The organism is Hansschlegelia sp. (assembly GCF_035538955.1).
Taxonomy (GTDB): Bacteria; Pseudomonadota; Alphaproteobacteria; order Rhizobiales; family Methylopilaceae; genus Methylopila.
On the sequence record NZ_DATLJK010000008.1, the window covers coordinates 82,301 to 97,169 of the forward strand.

16 protein-coding genes are annotated in these 14,869 nt (G+C 69.7%); 9 read left to right on the forward strand and 7 right to left on the reverse strand.

Features of this window, described 5'->3' with window-relative positions; translation table 11 throughout:
* Window positions 1–63 precede the first annotated feature (63 nt).
* From VM780_RS03605 to VM780_RS03615, 3 genes are all read right to left on the reverse strand, one after another.
* A complete protein-coding gene (locus tag VM780_RS03605) occupies window positions 64–1,521 on the reverse strand; it encodes an MFS transporter (protein WP_325445216.1) in 1,458 nt (485 codons plus the stop codon).
* Entirely contained in the window at window positions 1,518–2,510 is a 993-nt protein-coding gene (galE, locus tag VM780_RS03610; protein WP_325445218.1) for a UDP-glucose 4-epimerase GalE, read from the reverse strand. Before galE ends, VM780_RS03605 begins: the two co-directional genes overlap by 4 nt.
* A gap of 99 nt (window positions 2,511–2,609) precedes the next feature.
* On the reverse strand, window positions 2,610–3,338 hold the full coding sequence (locus tag VM780_RS03615; RefSeq protein WP_325445220.1) for a Crp/Fnr family transcriptional regulator: 729 nt from the start codon (window positions 3,336–3,338) through the stop codon (window positions 2,610–2,612).
* Window positions 3,339–3,461: 123 nt separating this feature from the next.
* Between VM780_RS03615 and VM780_RS03620 the strand changes: the two genes are divergently transcribed.
* The 9 genes from VM780_RS03620 to VM780_RS03660 all read left to right on the forward strand — a co-directional run bounded on the left by VM780_RS03620 (window position 3,462) and on the right by VM780_RS03660 (window position 11,003).
* Window positions 3,462–4,100 carry a histidine kinase dimerization/phosphoacceptor domain -containing protein gene (locus VM780_RS03620; RefSeq protein WP_325445222.1) on the forward strand — a complete coding sequence of 213 codons (639 nt, stop codon included), beginning with the start codon at window positions 3,462–3,464 and terminating at the stop codon, window positions 4,098–4,100.
* 87 nt (window positions 4,101–4,187) lie between these two features.
* Window positions 4,188–4,985, forward strand: coding sequence for a response regulator (locus VM780_RS03625; protein WP_325445224.1), 798 nt, complete (start codon window positions 4,188–4,190; stop codon window positions 4,983–4,985).
* A gap of 105 nt (window positions 4,986–5,090) precedes the next feature.
* Complete coding sequence (locus VM780_RS03630; RefSeq protein WP_325445226.1) at window positions 5,091–5,600, forward strand: Dps family protein; 510 nt, start codon at window positions 5,091–5,093, stop codon at window positions 5,598–5,600.
* Between the two features lie 15 nt (window positions 5,601–5,615).
* Window positions 5,616–6,008, forward strand: coding sequence for a hypothetical protein (locus VM780_RS03635; RefSeq protein ID WP_325445228.1), 393 nt, complete (start codon window positions 5,616–5,618; stop codon window positions 6,006–6,008).
* 193 nt (window positions 6,009–6,201) lie between these two features.
* Window positions 6,202–6,399, forward strand: a complete 198-nt coding sequence (locus VM780_RS03640; protein ID WP_325445230.1) for a NepR family anti-sigma factor — start codon at window positions 6,202–6,204, stop codon at window positions 6,397–6,399.
* Window positions 6,396–6,959, forward strand: coding sequence for a sigma-70 family RNA polymerase sigma factor (locus tag VM780_RS03645; RefSeq protein ID WP_325445232.1), 564 nt, complete (start codon window positions 6,396–6,398; stop codon window positions 6,957–6,959). Before VM780_RS03640 ends, VM780_RS03645 begins: the two co-directional genes overlap by 4 nt.
* Window positions 6,960–6,989: 30 nt before the next feature.
* Window positions 6,990–8,345 (forward strand): sensor histidine kinase, encoded by a 1,356-nt coding sequence (locus tag VM780_RS03650; protein ID WP_325445234.1) that lies wholly within the window; start codon window positions 6,990–6,992, stop codon window positions 8,343–8,345.
* Window positions 8,346–8,397: 52 nt separating this feature from the next.
* Window positions 8,398–10,215: an ABC-F family ATP-binding cassette domain-containing protein gene (locus VM780_RS03655; RefSeq protein ID WP_325445566.1), complete on the forward strand. Its 1,818-nt coding sequence runs from the start codon at window positions 8,398–8,400 to the stop codon at window positions 10,213–10,215.
* Window positions 10,212–11,003 carry an RNA methyltransferase gene (locus tag VM780_RS03660; RefSeq protein ID WP_325445237.1) on the forward strand — a complete coding sequence of 264 codons (792 nt, stop codon included), beginning with the start codon at window positions 10,212–10,214 and terminating at the stop codon, window positions 11,001–11,003. Before VM780_RS03655 ends, VM780_RS03660 begins: the two co-directional genes overlap by 4 nt.
* A 4-nt stretch (window positions 11,004–11,007) precedes the next feature.
* Here VM780_RS03660 and recQ read toward each other — a convergent pair whose 3' ends face one another.
* The 4 genes from recQ to tilS all read right to left on the reverse strand — a co-directional run bounded on the left by recQ (window position 11,008) and on the right by tilS (window position 14,866).
* Entirely contained in the window at window positions 11,008–12,852 is a 1,845-nt protein-coding gene (recQ, locus tag VM780_RS03665) for a DNA helicase RecQ (protein ID WP_325445239.1), read from the reverse strand.
* 48 nt (window positions 12,853–12,900) lie between these two features.
* Window positions 12,901–13,404, reverse strand: coding sequence for a copper chaperone PCu(A)C (locus VM780_RS03670; protein WP_325445241.1), 504 nt, complete (start codon window positions 13,402–13,404; stop codon window positions 12,901–12,903).
* A gap of 68 nt (window positions 13,405–13,472) precedes the next feature.
* Window positions 13,473–13,826 carry a hypothetical protein gene (locus VM780_RS03675; protein WP_325445243.1) on the reverse strand — a complete coding sequence of 118 codons (354 nt, stop codon included), beginning with the start codon at window positions 13,824–13,826 and terminating at the stop codon, window positions 13,473–13,475.
* Entirely contained in the window at window positions 13,823–14,866 is a 1,044-nt protein-coding gene (tilS, locus tag VM780_RS03680) for a tRNA lysidine(34) synthetase TilS (RefSeq protein ID WP_325445245.1), read from the reverse strand. The genes VM780_RS03675 and tilS overlap by 4 nt, the downstream gene beginning before the upstream one ends.
* Window positions 14,867–14,869 lie beyond the last annotated feature (3 nt).

Consider the following 14,869-nt stretch of genomic DNA (forward strand, 5'->3'; position numbering starts at 1 on the left):
AATCGGCCAGTCAAGCGAACGCCAAAAATACGGCGAAGGTTGCGTCGGCGCGCCAGCCGAAGATCAGGCGGCCATCGAAAGCGGGGCCGCCACCTCTTCGAGCGAGCGCCCCTCCGCATCCACTCCGTAGAGCAGCGCCGCGACACCCGCGACGATCATCAGGATAGCCGCGCCGGCATATCCCCAGAAGATCGCCCATGGATCGCCGCCGCCGATCAGCAGGCCGAACAGGTACGGGGCGAGCACGCCGCCGATCGCCGTGCCGAGCGCGTAGAAGGCCGCGATGGCCAGCGCGCGCATTTCAAGCGGGAACACCTCGCTCGCGGTCAGATAGGCGGCGCTCGCCGCCGCGGACGCGAAGAAGAAGATCACGCACCACGCCGCGGTCTGGGTGACGGCGCTGAGCGCGCCGACGGCGAACAGCCAGCCGGTCGCGAGCAGCAACACGCCAGCGAGCCCGTAGGACAGCATGATCATTCGCCGCCGCCCGACCGTGTCGAAGAACGGCCCGAGCACGATCGGGCCGAGCACGTTCCCGATGGCGAACGGGATCAGATAAAGCCCGACATGCGCCGGAGCGACGCCGTAGAACCGCGCGAGCACCAAGCCATAGGTGAAGAAGATCGCGTTGTAGAGAAACGCCTGCGCCGCCATCAGCAGCAGCACCAGCAGCGAGCGCGCGCGGTATTGATGGAACATCGCGCGGAAGATGACGCCGAGGCCGAAATGCCTCTGCGGATGGATCGTCAGGCGCCCCTCCGCGGGCGCGAGCCGCTCGCCAGAGTCCTGCTGCACCCTGCGCTCGATCTCGTCCATCACCGCCTCGCCTTCAGCGATCCGGTCGTGGCTCGCGAGCCAGCGCGGGCTTTCGGGCACGAAGCGCCGCGTCAGCAGGATCCCCACCCCGAGCGCCGCGCCGACGCCGAAGCCGAGCCGCCAGCCGAGGTCGACGTCAAAAATCGCCGGATCGAGCAGGACGATGGTCGCAACGGAGCCGACCGCGGCGCCGGCCCAGAAACTGCCGTTCACGATCAGCGCGATCCGCCCCCGCAGCCGCGCCGGCATCAGTTCGTCGATCGCCGAGTTGACCGCAGCATATTCCCCGCCGATGCCGACGCCCGTCAGCAGCCGGAAAGCCGCGAGGCTCCAGACGTCCCAGGCGAAGGCGGAAAACAGCACGCCCGCGACGTAGATCCCGAGCGTCACGAAGAAGATGACGCGGCGGCCATAGCGATCTGTCAGCCAGCCGAAGCCCAGCGCGCCCGCCACGGCGCCGATCAGATAGGCCGAGGCGATCCCGCCGATGTCGGCTTCGGAGAGCCCCAGCGTCGCAGGATCCCGGAGCCGCGGGCCAAGCCCGCCGATGATGGTCACCTCGAGCCCGTCGAGAGCCCAGGTGACGCCAAGGGCGAGAACCACAAGAAGATGGAAGCGGGACCACGGCAGCCGGTCCATACGGGCCGGGATGTCGATCTCGACCGCCGGAGCGCTTCGCCCCTCTGCCGCCCCCGGGGCCGTCACTCGACGGCCGCTCGGCCTGCGATCTTCCTCTCCCAGGCGAGCGCGTGGCCGACGATGGTGTCGAGATCGTCATAGTCGGCGCGCCAGCCGAGCGCCGCCCGCGCCCGCGCGGGGTCGGCGACGAGCAGCGCGGGATCGCCGGCGCGACGCGGCGCGCGCTCGACGGGGAAATCGACGCCCGAGACCCGCTTCACCGACTCGATCACCTCGAGCACCGAGGCGCCGCGCCCATAGCCGCAGTTCGCCACCAGGTTTTCTCCGGTTCGGGCGAGATGATCGAGCGCCAGCACATGGGCCTTGGCGAGGTCGCTGACATGGATGTAGTCGCGCACGCAGGTGCCGTCCGGCGTAGGATAGTCGTCGCCGAAGATCTGCAGCTTGTCGCGCTTGCCGGTCGCGGCCTCGGCGGCGACCTTGATCAGATGGGTCGCGCGCGGGGTCGACTGGCCCGCCCGGCCGGCCGGGTCCGCGCCGGCGACATTGAAGTAGCGCAGCGCCGCATAGGCGAAGCCGTGGGCGCGGCTCGCGTCCGAGAGCATGCGCTCGGTCATCAGCTTGGACGCGCCATAGGGCGACACCGGGTCGAGCGTCGCCGTCTCGCGCAGCGGCTCGGCGGCGCCTTCGCCATAGACGGCCGCCGTCGACGAAAACACGAAGCTCTTCACCCCGCCCCTGACGGCGGCGGCGATCAGCGCGCGGGATCGCACCGTGTTGTTGAGATAGTAGCCGAGCGGATCGGTCACCGAATCCGGAACCACGATCGATCCGGCGAAGTGCACGATCGCGGTGACGCCGTGGTCGCCGATCACCTGATCGACCAGCGCCTCGTCGCCGCAGCAGCCCTCGACGAGCGGGACCGCAGGCGGCACGGCGGCGCGCGATCCGGTCGAAAGGTTATCCAGCACGACGACCGGCTGGCCGGCGTCGGACAGCGCGAGCACCATGTGGCTGCCGATATAGCCGGCGCCGCCGGTGACGAGGACGGTCATCGCTGCTCTCTCCGATACGGGTCCACTGGCGTGGAAAGGACACGGGAGGAGCCGCCGCCGCAAGTGGCATCTGTCGGCCGCAGGCGGTGCGGCCGATCGTCAGATGATGGGCCGCCGCGCCGGCTCCTTCTCGAAATATTGCGCCAGCCGGGCGATCGCGCGCGGGTTCAGCAGGGTGAGCCTGCCGTCCGCTATCCTGAACAGGCCTTGGGCGCGCAGGCGGGCGAGCGTCTTGTTGGTGTGGACCAGCGACAGGCCGAGCGCGTCAGCGATATGCTGCTGCGTCAGCGGAAAGTCCATCGTCGCTTCGCGCACCAGGTCGAGCTGCTCGGCCCGTTTGTAGAGCGCGGCGATCAGGGCGGCGACGCGCTCCAGAGCGTTGCGGCGGCCGGCGGTCAGCAGATTTTCATCGACCAGCGCCTCTTCGCGCGCGCCGAGCCAAGTCACCTCATAGGCCGCGTTAGGAGTGTGCTCGAACAGCTTGAACAGGCGCCGCCTCGGCACCACGCAGAGCTCCGCGTCGGTCAGCGCCACGGCGCCGTAGAGCGACTTGTCGAGCAGCGCGGCCTGCAGCCCGATCAGATCGCCCGGCAACGAAAAGTTGAGAATCTGACGCCGGCCGTCGGCGAGTTCCTTGTAGCGGAAGGCCCAGCCGGAGAAGAGCGTGTAGAGTTCCGCGTCGGTCTGCTCCGGATGGATAAACTCGGTGCCGGCCGCCACGCGGAGATGATCGCTCTTCATCTGATCGATGACCGCGATCTCTTCCTGCGTCTTGTCGTGGAACGCCGGCTTGGCGCGGAGCGGGCAACCGTAACAACGTACGTACATGAACGGATTCAAAGGGTGGGAGGAGACGCCCAACGGCGCGCGCGCGAGCCATCCACGAAATTACCCATCCGCGCTATGTCAAAACACATATATAAGCCGAACTGAGCGCGCTAGATCGCTTGAATGGACAGCATGAAACCGCCGGTCTCGGTAATTGACGTTGCACAGCGGCGCCCCGACGTCTCGACGCTGATCCATTACTTCCGCAACCAGCTTCAGACAATGACGAGCCTTGTGAGCCTCGCGGCGCAGCGCGCGCCGGGCGAGGAGAGCCGCGCCGCGCTGGAAGATCTGCGCGCTCGCGTCGAGGCGCTCACGATCATCCCGCCGGAGGAAGCCGCGCCGGGCGGAACAGTGGCGGCCGACCGCCTCCTGACGCTGCTCGCCCACCGGATTTGCCAGCTCTATGATCCGGACCGTCACCGGCGCGTCGACATCAGGATTTGCCCGCTGCAGCTGGCGCCGCGCGAGACCGGCACCCTGGCTCAGATCCTCGCGGAGCTCCTGGTGAGAATCTTCCGCAGCGAGCTCGTCAATGCCGAGATCATCCTTGCCGAACACGACGGAGCCCTGAAGCTGCGGGCGCTGACGAAGGGAAATCCCCTCGCCGCCGCCGAGCCCGCGTCGGGCGCGCTCGGCGAGCTTCTCCTGGAAGGACTGGCGCGAAGTCTCGGCGGGGCCGTCAGGCGAAGCGATGGCGACGGCTTGATGTGGGAGACCTCCATTCCCGGCCAAGCAATCGGCGTTGACTTCAACCGCTAAGGCTTGCTCATTGCGTGGCGCGCGCCATTTTGCGCCGGCCTGCCCGGCCTCGCTCGTCCTCGACTTCGCCCCTGGAAACGCATCGCTATGGCTCTCGCCGACACCATCGCCCCCCATCTTCCGTTCCTGCGGCGGTACGCCCGCGCGCTGACCGGCCGACAGGACAGCGGCGACGCTTACGTCGCAGCGGTTCTCAAGGCGCTGATCGCGGACCCCAGCATCTTCCCGTCGGACAGCGAGCCGCGGGTCGGGCTTTATTCGATCTTCTCGCGCATCTGGTCGTCCGTCGCCCTGAACGTCGAGACCGGCCTTGAGGCGCCCTATTCCGAGCGCACCATCGAGGCGCTGACGCCGCGCTCCCGGCAGGTCTTCCTGCTGGTTTCGGTCGAAGGCTTCACGCCGTCGGAAGCCGGCCAGATCCTCTCGCTGTCGGACGCCGAGATCGCGCGCGCGATCGACGAGGCGGGTCGCGAGATCGCCGAGCAGGTCGCGACCGACGTCCTCATCATCGAGGACGAGCCGATCATCGCCATGGACCTCGCGAAGCTCGTCGAAGGGCTGGGCCACCGGGTCGTGGGCACGGCGCGGACCCACACCGAGGCGCTGGCGCTCGCGGAGCGCACGTCGCCCGGGCTCGTTCTGGCGGATATCCAGCTCGCGGACGGCAGCTCCGGCCTGGACGCCGTGAAGGAGATTCTGCCCAATCTTGAAGTGCCGGTGATCTTCATCACCGCCTATCCGGAGCGCCTGCTGAGCGGCCAGCGGCCGGAGCCGGTGTTCCTGGTGACCAAGCCCTTCCAGGCCTCCACCGTGAAGGCGATCGTCAGCCAGGCGCTGTTCTTCGGCGCGCGGGCGCGCAATTCCGATCAGCGCGGGGCGGCCTGACGAAGGCGGACGACGCACTGCAACCATCTGGCTGCATCAACGTTGTTGGGAGCAAGGCGGGCTGGCGCAGGAGCCGACCTGCCGCTCTCAACAGCGGAACGGTCCATGTCAAAGGCGGGCGTCGTACTTGACGTAAAGACGGGCGCAGAGCGCCTGGACACGGGCCTGCCGGACGCTGACCGGCGGTTTATGGCGGAAACGCTGAGCGAACTGACGGTCCAGACCTATCGGACGCTGCTGCGGTCCCAGGTCGTGCACTGGAACGTCGTCGGTCCGCTTTTCCAGCCGATCCATACCCTCACTGAACAGCATTACTCTGATCTGTTCGCGGCGATCGACCTGCTGGCGGAGCGCATTCGTGCGCTGGGCTACCCGGTTCCGACCGGCAAAGCCGCGCTCGGTCTCGACAAGGCGCTTTCCCTCGGCTCGCGGCTCACCGCGAAGGCGATGGTCCTGGAGCTCGTCGACGATCATGAGGCGCTGGTGCGCCTCATCCGCGAGGGAGCGGCGCAGGCCGAAGAGCTCAACGACTTCGTGACGCACGACCTTCTCACCGAGCGTCTCGCCTTCCACGAGAAGGCGATTTGGATGCTGAGGGCGATCGTCGCCGACTGACCAAAGGAGCCGATCATGGCGTATGTCAGCCAAGGCCAATATCGCGCGTACCGTGTGGATCGCCGTAACGAAGTAGACGCTTCCGCGGCCGGCGGCCTTCTGGCCCGCTCGGCTCTGGTCGCGATCGCGGCCGGCGCCGCGGTGGTGGCGCTGTCCGGCGCCGGTCTCAGCAGCCACGATTTCTCGAGCGAGGCAGCGCGGAAGGGTGATCGGCTCGCTGGCGCGCCGATCCAGATGGCGGCAGCGATCCCCGACGCGGGCAGGTTGTCGGGCGGAGCCGAAATCCGCCGCGACGGCGCCGGCCGCGTCGTCTATGTGAATGATCCCGCCGCCCAGACGACGACCGTCTCGCGCGGGGCCACCGTGCCGCTGACGCATTATTCGCCATTGGGCGATGCGACGAAGTGACGTCTTCAGGATGGGGCAAAATCAAGGCAAGGCGGCACTCGTCGGAGGCGCGTGCCGCCCCAATATCGTTAGCGGATCGTCAACCGCAGTCGGCGATCATGGTTCGAGCGCCGTTAACGGCGCGCCTGCGCATCACGCGCGGGTTCATCGCGCCTCGCTGCAGCAGCCTGCGAGCGTGCGGGAAGGTGAGTGGATGACCCAGCGAAAGCCCGAGAATAAGCTGGATCCGGACGTGCAGGCGCATATTGGCCGGCAACTGCGGGCCGGATACGTGGACATTCTCAACCAGCCCGTCCCGGACCGTTTTTTGGAACTTCTTGCGGAGCTCGATACGCGAGAGGGCGAAGTCAACCAGGCGAGTGACGAGCTGCGTCAGAACGGCTCTCGATGAGCGAACCTGCCAGCCGCGCTCCGCGCGACGAACTTCTCGTACATATCCCGAGCCTCCGCGCATTCGCGGTGTCGCTCTCCGGTCAGCTGGACCGGGCCGACGACCTGGTTCAGGAGACGCTGGTCAAAGCTTGGCGCAACCTCGGAAGCTTCACCGAGGGCACGAACATGCGCGCGTGGCTGTTCACCATTCTGCGCAACGTCTACATCTCGGAAATTCGCCGGCGCCGGCGCGAGGTGCAGGACACCGACGGCGTGTTCTCCGAGAACGTCGCCGTCGCGCCGCAGCAGAACGGCCACATGGACCTCGAGGACTTCCGCAAGGCGCTCACCGACCTTCCAGAAGAGCAGCGCGAGGCCTTGATTTTGATCGGGGCCGCCGAATTCTCCTATGAGGAGGCGGCGGAAATCTCCGGTTGCGCCGTCGGCACGGTGAAGAGCCGGGTCAACCGGGCCCGCACGGCGCTCGCGCGTCGGCTCAACCTCGAGGTGGGAGAAATCGGCATCGAGCCCGCCCTTCGCGCTGCCCTAGGTCCGACGGTCGGCTCCGGAACCGCTTGAGCCGGCGCGACCGCGCTGAATCGTAGGTTCATGTTCAAGACGCTTCGAAGCCGAATCGCGGTTCTCCTGATCGCCGCAAATCTGCCGGTGATCGCATTCGCGATCACCATCGGGCTGCAGCAGTTCGCGCTTTCGGATCGATTCGATCGCGACAGACTCGTACAGGCGGCGGAGCTGGTTTCCGCGCGCGCCTCCGGCATTGCGCCGGGGGAGCGGCCGATCGAGCAGGCAGCGCGAGACCAGATTTTCCTGGATCGCGGCTCGAGAGGGGAGATCGCCGCGGCGATCGTCGACAAGGACGGCCGCCCGCTCGCTCGCGACGATGAGACGGCTCCCTACGGCTCGGCCTGGTTGCCGAAAGACGGTCTTCCGACAGCGCGCCTCGACAATGACGACCGCGTCCTGAAGGCCCGGGGCGAGGACGGCCGGGCCTACCGCTATGCGGTCGCGCCGATCAAGAACTCGTCGGCATTGGCGATCGTCGCGGCGCCGTTCGACGTGATCGGCCACAGCCAGACGCAATGGCTGCTTCTCGCGCTCGGGCTTCCCGCCCTGATGGTGCTGTTGTGCGTCGGCCTCGTGCTGTTCGGCATCGAACGTTTCGTCCTGCGCTGGATCCGCGAGTTGCGAGCGACGGCCGCGTCCTACGACGGCGGCCATCTCGACACCAAGGCCGCAAAGCTGCAGGGAGCGCCTCGGGAGCTCACCGAGCTTGGCGACACGCTCGCGGCGATGTCGCGGCGCGTGGAGGAGCGTTCGCTGGCGCTCGAGGCGGCGGTCGACGAGCGCGACCGGCTGCTGCGCGAGCTGCACCACCGGGTCAAGAACAACTTCCAGATGATCGCGAGCCTGCTCGCCTTGCAACGCCAGGAAGCGCCTGAGACCTTGAGCGCCGTGCTCCGCGCGCCGGAAGATCGGGTCCGCGCGATGGCCGCAGCCTACAAGGTCTCCTACGCATCCGGCGAGATCGGCCATGTGGCGGTCGCCGAGCTGATCCGGGACGTGGCCCTCCAGGCGCGACAGACCAATGGCGCGCGCTTGTTCGAGGTCGTGGCGCACTTTCCTGAAGACGCCTTCGAGGTCGATCTCGACCTGGCGGTTTCGCTCGCCCTGCTGCTGACCGAGCTTCTGAGCGCGGCTGCCGCCGCGGCGGATTCCGCGACGGTCCAGGCCGCTGCGGAGCCCCAGGGCAAGCTGGCGCTGACGATCTCCGGGCCGGCGGCGGGCTGGCTGCCCGGGCCTAGCCTGTCGCAGCGGCTGATCCGCGCCTATGCGGATCAGCTTTCGACGGCGATCGAAGAGCTCGACGGCGGCGCGATCCGATTGGTGGTCGCGCTCGCGTCCGAGAAGCCCACGATCGGCATGCGGTCGCGAACGGCGGCCTGAGCGCCGCCGCCGATCTTGCGGGACCATGCCGCCCCGGCTTATCTCCACCGCCATGGCCCCTCCCCTTTTATTGCTCAAAGACGTACGGCTCACCTTCGGCGGGCAGCCCCTGCTGGACGGCGCCGAACTGTCGGTGTCGGCCGGAGAGCGGCTCGGCCTCGTCGGCCGCAACGGCTCCGGCAAGTCGACGCTGCTCAAGATCGCAGCCGGCGCGGTCGAGCCGGACGACGGCTCACGCTTCCTGCAGCCCGGCGCGACCGTCCGCTATCTGCCGCAGGAACCCGACCTGTCGGGCTTTGCGACGCTGCGCGCTTATGTCGACGCGGGGCTCGCGCCCGGCGACGACCCTTATCGCGGCGCTTACCTGCTCGACGCGCTCGGCCTCTCCGGCGACGCCGCCACCGACAAGCTGTCCGGCGGCGAAGCGCGCCGCGCAGCGCTCGCCCGCGCGCTCGCGCCGGAGCCCGACATCCTCTTGCTGGACGAACCCACCAACCATCTGGACCTGCCGGCGATCGAGTGGCTCGAAGCCGAGCTCAAGGGCTCGCGCTCGGCGCTGGTGCTGATCAGCCATGACCGCCGTTTCCTGCAGAACCTGACCCGCACCACGCTTTGGCTCGATCGCGGCCGCACGCGCCGGCTGGATCAGGGCTTCGGCGCGTTCGAGGCCTGGCGCGACGACTTGCTCGCCCAGGAGGAGCGCGATCGGCACAAGCTCGACCGCAAGATCGAGATGGAGAAGGACTGGCTGCGCTATGGCGTGACCGCCCGCCGCAAGCGTAATCAGGGCCGCATGCGCGCGCTCGACGCGCTGCGCGAGACGCGCCGCAACGCGCGTCGGGCTCAAGGCTCGGTGCAGCTCACGGTCACCGAGGCGGAGACCTCGGGCGCGCTGGTGATCGAGGCCCGTCGCATCTCGAAGGCTTTTGGCGGACGGCCGATCGTCGCCGATTTCTCGCTCCGCATCGCCCGTGGCGACCGCATCGGCCTCGTCGGGGCCAACGGCGCCGGCAAGACGACCCTGCTCAACCTGCTCACCGGCGCCCTGGCCCCGGATGAGGGGACGGTGCGCATCGGCGCGAATGTCGCCATCGCGACGATCGACCAGCGCCGCGCAAGTCTCGACCCCGACACTTCGCTACGCGACGCGCTCACCGGCGGGCGCGGCGACACTGTCGAGGTCGGCGGCCAGACAAAGCACGTCGTCAGCTACATGAAGGACTTCCTGTTCGGACCTGAACAGGCTGGTTCGCCGGTGCGCGCGCTGTCGGGCGGCGAACGCGGCCGGCTGCTGCTCGCCCGCGCGCTGGCCCAGCCGGCCAACCTGCTCGTCCTCGACGAGCCCACCAACGACCTCGACCTCGAGACCCTCGACCTGCTGCAGGAGATGATCGCCGACTATCCGGGCACGATCCTGCTGGTCAGCCACGACCGTGACTTTCTCGACCGCACCGTGGGCTCGGTGATCGTCGCGGAAGGCGGCGGCCGCTGGGTCGAGTATGCGGGCGGATACAGCGACATGGTCGCGCAGCGCGGCCGCGGCGTCGATCCGCGCGCCGCCGCCGAAGCCGCCGCTCCCCGTGGGAAGTCTCCCTCGCTGACGGCCCCTTCCGCTCCGCCGCCGGCCCGGAAAAAACTCTCCTTCAAGGACCAGCACGCGCTGGAGACGCTGCCCGCGAACATCTCCAGGCTCGAAGGCGAGATCGCCCGGCTCGAGGCGCGGCTCGCCGACCCGGCGCTGTATGCCTCCGACCCCGCCGCGTTCGCCGCAGCGAGCGAGGCGCTGACGGCGGCGCAGCGCGAGCGGGCGGCGGCGGAGGACCGCTGGCTCGAGCTCGAAATGCTGCGGGAAGAGCTCGCCGCAGGGTGATCCGCATCGACGATCCCGACGACCCGCGGATCGCCGCCTATCGAGCGGTGCGCGAGCGGGACGTCGTCGGGCGCGGCGAGCGCTTCATCGCCGAGGGCGAGGTCGTGCTGCGCCTGCTGCTCGGCGGGCGCTCGCGGCATCGGCCCGAGAGCGTCCTCTTGGCTGAAAACCGGACCGAGCCCCTCAAGGCTCTTCTCGCCGGCTCCGACGCGCCCGTCTATGTCGCGAGCGCCGCCGTGATGGACGCCATCGCGGGCTTCCACGTCCATCGTGGCGTTCTGGCGATCGGCCGGCGCGCTCCCGCCGAGGACGCCGCCGTCCTGCTGGCGCGGCTTCCGCCGCAGGCTCTTGTGGTCGCGCTGATCGGCGTCTCCAACCACGACAATGTCGGCGGGATCTTCCGCAACGCGGCAGCGTTCGGCGCTGACGCCGTGCTGCTCGACCGCGCGAGCTGCGACCCGCTTTACCGCAAGGCGATCCGCGTCTCGGTCGGCGCAAGCCTGATCACGCCATTCGCGCGCGGCGGCTCCGGCGCGGAGCTGCTGGACGCACTCGGGACCGCGGGGTTCGCCACTTTCGCGTTGAGCCCGAGCGGCGCTCGCACGCTCGAGGAGGCGCGACCGGCCGCCCGGACCTGCCTGATGCTCGGCGCCGAGGGGCCCGGACTTCCAGCCGAGCTGATGGCGCGCGCCGCCGCCGTCCGTATTCCGATGGCCGCCGGCTTCGACAGCCTGAACGTGGCGACCACCAGCGGAATCGCGCTCTACAGGCTGGCGCGCAGCGCGTGACGCCTCAGGCGCCCCGCAGGAGCTTCAGGAAGACGTCCCCGAAAGCCTCGAGCTTCGCGGCGCCCACGCCCTTCACGCGGGCGAGCGCTTCGGCGTCGCGCGGCTTGCCTGCAGCCATCTCCACAAGCGTCTTGTCGGAGAAGATCACATAGGCCGGCACCGCGCGCGCGATCGCGAGCTCGCGCCTGAGCGCCTTCAGCCGCGCGAGCAGCTCCGCGTCGTAACCGTCAGGCGCGACCGCCTCGGCGGCCATGCGGCGGCGCTCGCGCGTCTTCGGCTTCGGCTTGGCGATCGAGATCCGCTCGCCCGCCTGCAGGATGCGCGCGCCCTTGGGCGTGATGGTGAGCCCGCCATAGGCGCCGGTTTCGACCGTCAACGCGCCTGCGGCGACCAGCTGGCGCAGGATCGCGCGCCACTCGGCGGCCGGACGGTCCGCGCCACGGCCGAAGCCCGGAAGTTTCTCGTGTCCGCGCGCTTCCACCGTCTCCGACAGATGGCCGACCGCGAGCGCCACGATATGCGCCGCACCGAAGCGTTCGCCGGTGTCCGACACGAGCGACAGCAGGAGCCGCGCTTCCTCGGTGCCGTCGACCACCTCGGGCGGGTTGAGGCACACGTCGCAGTTTCCGCAGGGGCCTGACGTCTCGCCAAAGTAGGCGAGCAGCGTCTGCCGCCGGCAGGAGGTCGTCTCGCAGAAGCCGATCAGCGCGTCGAGCCGGCGGGCTTCGACTCGCTTGCGCTCGGGCGCGCTGTCCTGCTCGTCGATGAACCGGCGGCGCGTGCGGACGTCCTCAAGCCCATAGAACATCAGCGCCTCGGCCGGCGCGCCGTCCCGGCCCGCCCGGCCGATCTCCTGGTAATAGGCTTCGAGCGAGCCTGGGATGTCGCCATGGACGACGTAGCGCACGTCAGACTTGTCGATCCCCATGCCGAACGCCACGGTCGCCACCATCACGACGCCCGGCTCTGCCAGAAACGCCTCCTGGGCCGCCGCGCGCGCCGCGGCGTCCATGCCGGCATGGTAGGCGAGCGCGTTGACGCCGGACCGCCTGAGGCGCTCCGCCGTCTCCTCCACCTTCTTGCGCGATATCCGGTAGACGACGCCGCTCTGGCCCTTTCGGGCGGCGACATAGCGCTCGATCGAGGCCGCTGCGTCGCGCTTCTCGGCGACGCCGATCGCGATGTTCGGCCGGTCGAAGCCTGCGACGAAGGCCTCGGCCTCGCCGCCGAACAGTTTTTGCAGCACGTCCTGCTGCGTCGCCTCGTCCGCGGTGGCGGTGAGCGCGACCAGGCGGGCGGCCGGCAGAACGTCCCGCGCCCTGCCGAGCGCGAGATATTCGGCGCGGAAGCTGTGGCCCCATTGGGAAATGCAGTGCGCTTCGTCGATCGCGATCAGCGACACCGGAAGGCGCGACAGAGCGGAGAGCATCCGCTCGGTCATCAGCCGCTCGGGCGCGAGGTAGAGCAGCCGCGCCTCGCCGGACGCGACCCGCCGCCATGAGGCGACGTTGTCCTCGCGGCTGCGCGCCGAGTGGATCGCCTCGGCGGCGACGCCGTTCAGCCGGAGCGCCGCGACCTGGTCCTCCATCAGCGCGATCAGCGGCGAGACGACGACCGTCAGCCCGCCCATCACCAGCGCCGGCACCTGGTAGCACAGCGACTTGCCCGCGCCGGTCGGCATCACGGCGAGCACGTCCCGCCCCGACAGCAGCGCGTCGATCACGCGCTCCTGCCCGGGACGGAATTCGTCGAAGCCGAAAGCGCTCTTCAGCACCCGCCGCTTCTCGTCCTCGACCGCCGGCTGCAGGACAGGCGCGGCGGACGTCGGAGCAAGGACTGTCGCCGTCATCAGGCCGGTCTAGGAGATTCGCTGGCCGGAAGCGATCCGCCGCCGCCCTCAGTTGGCGTGGTTCATGTGCTTCATGTCGCCCATGTCGCCGGCCTTCGGGGTGGCGCCGACCGCCTCGACAGCGAACTCGACGTCCACCTTGCCGGCCTTCTCGAACACCAGCGCGCCCTTGACGCGCTCGCCCTGCGTCAGCGGCTCCCTGAGCCCGACAAACATCACGTGCTTGCCGCCAGGGGCGAACTCGATCTTCTCACCCGGCTTGATCTCGAGCCCGCCCGTGATCGGCCGCATGCGGGAGACGCCGTTCTCGGTCGAGGTCTCGTGCATCTCGGCCTTCTCGGAGAAGGCGCTTGAGACCGACATCAACCGATCGGGCGTCGACCCTTGGTTGGCGACGGTAAAATAGCCCGCGCCGACCTTCGAGCCGGGCGCCGTGGCGCGCGACCAGGGATGACCGATCAGAAGGTCGCCGGCCTTGTATTCATGCGCACCGGCCGCGCCGGCCCAGACGAGGCCGAGCGCCGCGAGGGCGGAAACGAGCAGTTTGAGCATTTTGGAACCTCCAAGCGCGGCCGGGCTGAGCCGGAGCCGCGAAGCTGCGATCTGACGACGAGAGGCAGTCAGATGAGCCGCGGAGGACCGCGGGCGGAGGGCTCGGTCGGCGGCGCCGCGCGCGCCAGCCGGCGCAGCGTGACGTCCGGCCGGAACGCCAGCGGCGCGGGCCCGGCCGCCGCTTGGGGCGAGGAGGCGCCGAGCAGCGGCGTCGCGGCGATCCGGCAGAGATCCGCGCAGGGACAGGACGGATCCGCCGGCAGGCCGCCGCCGATCTTGCCCAGGCAGGTGACGCGCGCGCCGAACTCCGCCGCCCGCGCAGCGTGGCCGCCGAGCGTCACGCCCGCCACCATCAGATAGGCGGCGAAGATCGAGGCCATGGCGTAGGCGAAGCGGCGGCGGCCGCGCAGCAGGCGGATCATACGGGCTGCATACGCTCGGACGCCTCGCCGCGCCATCGCCGGGGCGGCGCCGGCGCCCCGGCGATTTCTCCGTCGGCCGCCCAGACGATGCGCCGCCCGGCGAGCGTCGCGACGCCTGTCGGCTCTGAGGCGATCCGGGCGGCGAGCCGCTCCAGGCGGTCGAGCCGCACCCTGCCGCCCTCGCCTGCCGCAAGCGCGCGCTCGAGCAGCCGCAGGCGGATCTCGGCCGGCAGAGCAGCGACCGCCGGGGCGATGCGCCAGCTGGCGCCGCTCCGCTCGAGATGCGCGCGCTCCGCGGCGTCGGCCGCGCTCTCGAGCGCCGCCTCGGCGCGCGCCATCCGGGCGGCGAATGTGGCGAGCCGTTCGGCCGTCAGGCCCTCCCGCTCCAGCGCGGCGCGCGAGCGCCGGAGCCGGGCGCGGGCGAAGCGCGGGTCGGCGTTCATGGCGTCCTCGGCCCAGGCCACGTTCCGGAGCCGGAGACTTGCGACCAGCCGGCTCTTCGCGACGCCGAGCAGCGGGCGAAGATGGCCGAGTCCCTCCCGTCTGATCGCGCTGCGCATGCCTGCGAGGCCGCGCGGGCCGCTGCCGGCGGCGAGCCGCAGCAGCACGGTTTCGGCCTGATCGTCGAGCGTATGGGCGGTCGCGATCGCGTCGGCGCCGATCGCCCGGGCATGGGAAGCGAGCGCGGCGTAGCGCAGATCCCGGGCGGTCTCCTCGACGCGGCTCGCTCCGTCGGCGAGCGGCGCGTCGAGCCGGGCGTGCGGCAAGCCGAACGCCCCAGCGCGGGCGGCGACCAGCGCAACCTCCTGCTCGGCCTCCGGCCTCAGTCCGTGATGGACGGTCGCGACCGAAAGTGCCGGCGCGGGCGCTCGGCGCGCCCATTCGGCGGCGAGGCAGAGCAGCGCCATCGAATCGGCTCCGCCGGAGACGGCCAGAACCAGATGGGAAACGCCGCCGAACGCTGCGGAGAACAGCGCGTCAGCCTCAGCGGCCTCGATCGGGCGCTGCGACGTCTCGGGAGACACGACCTTCTGCAGCATCGC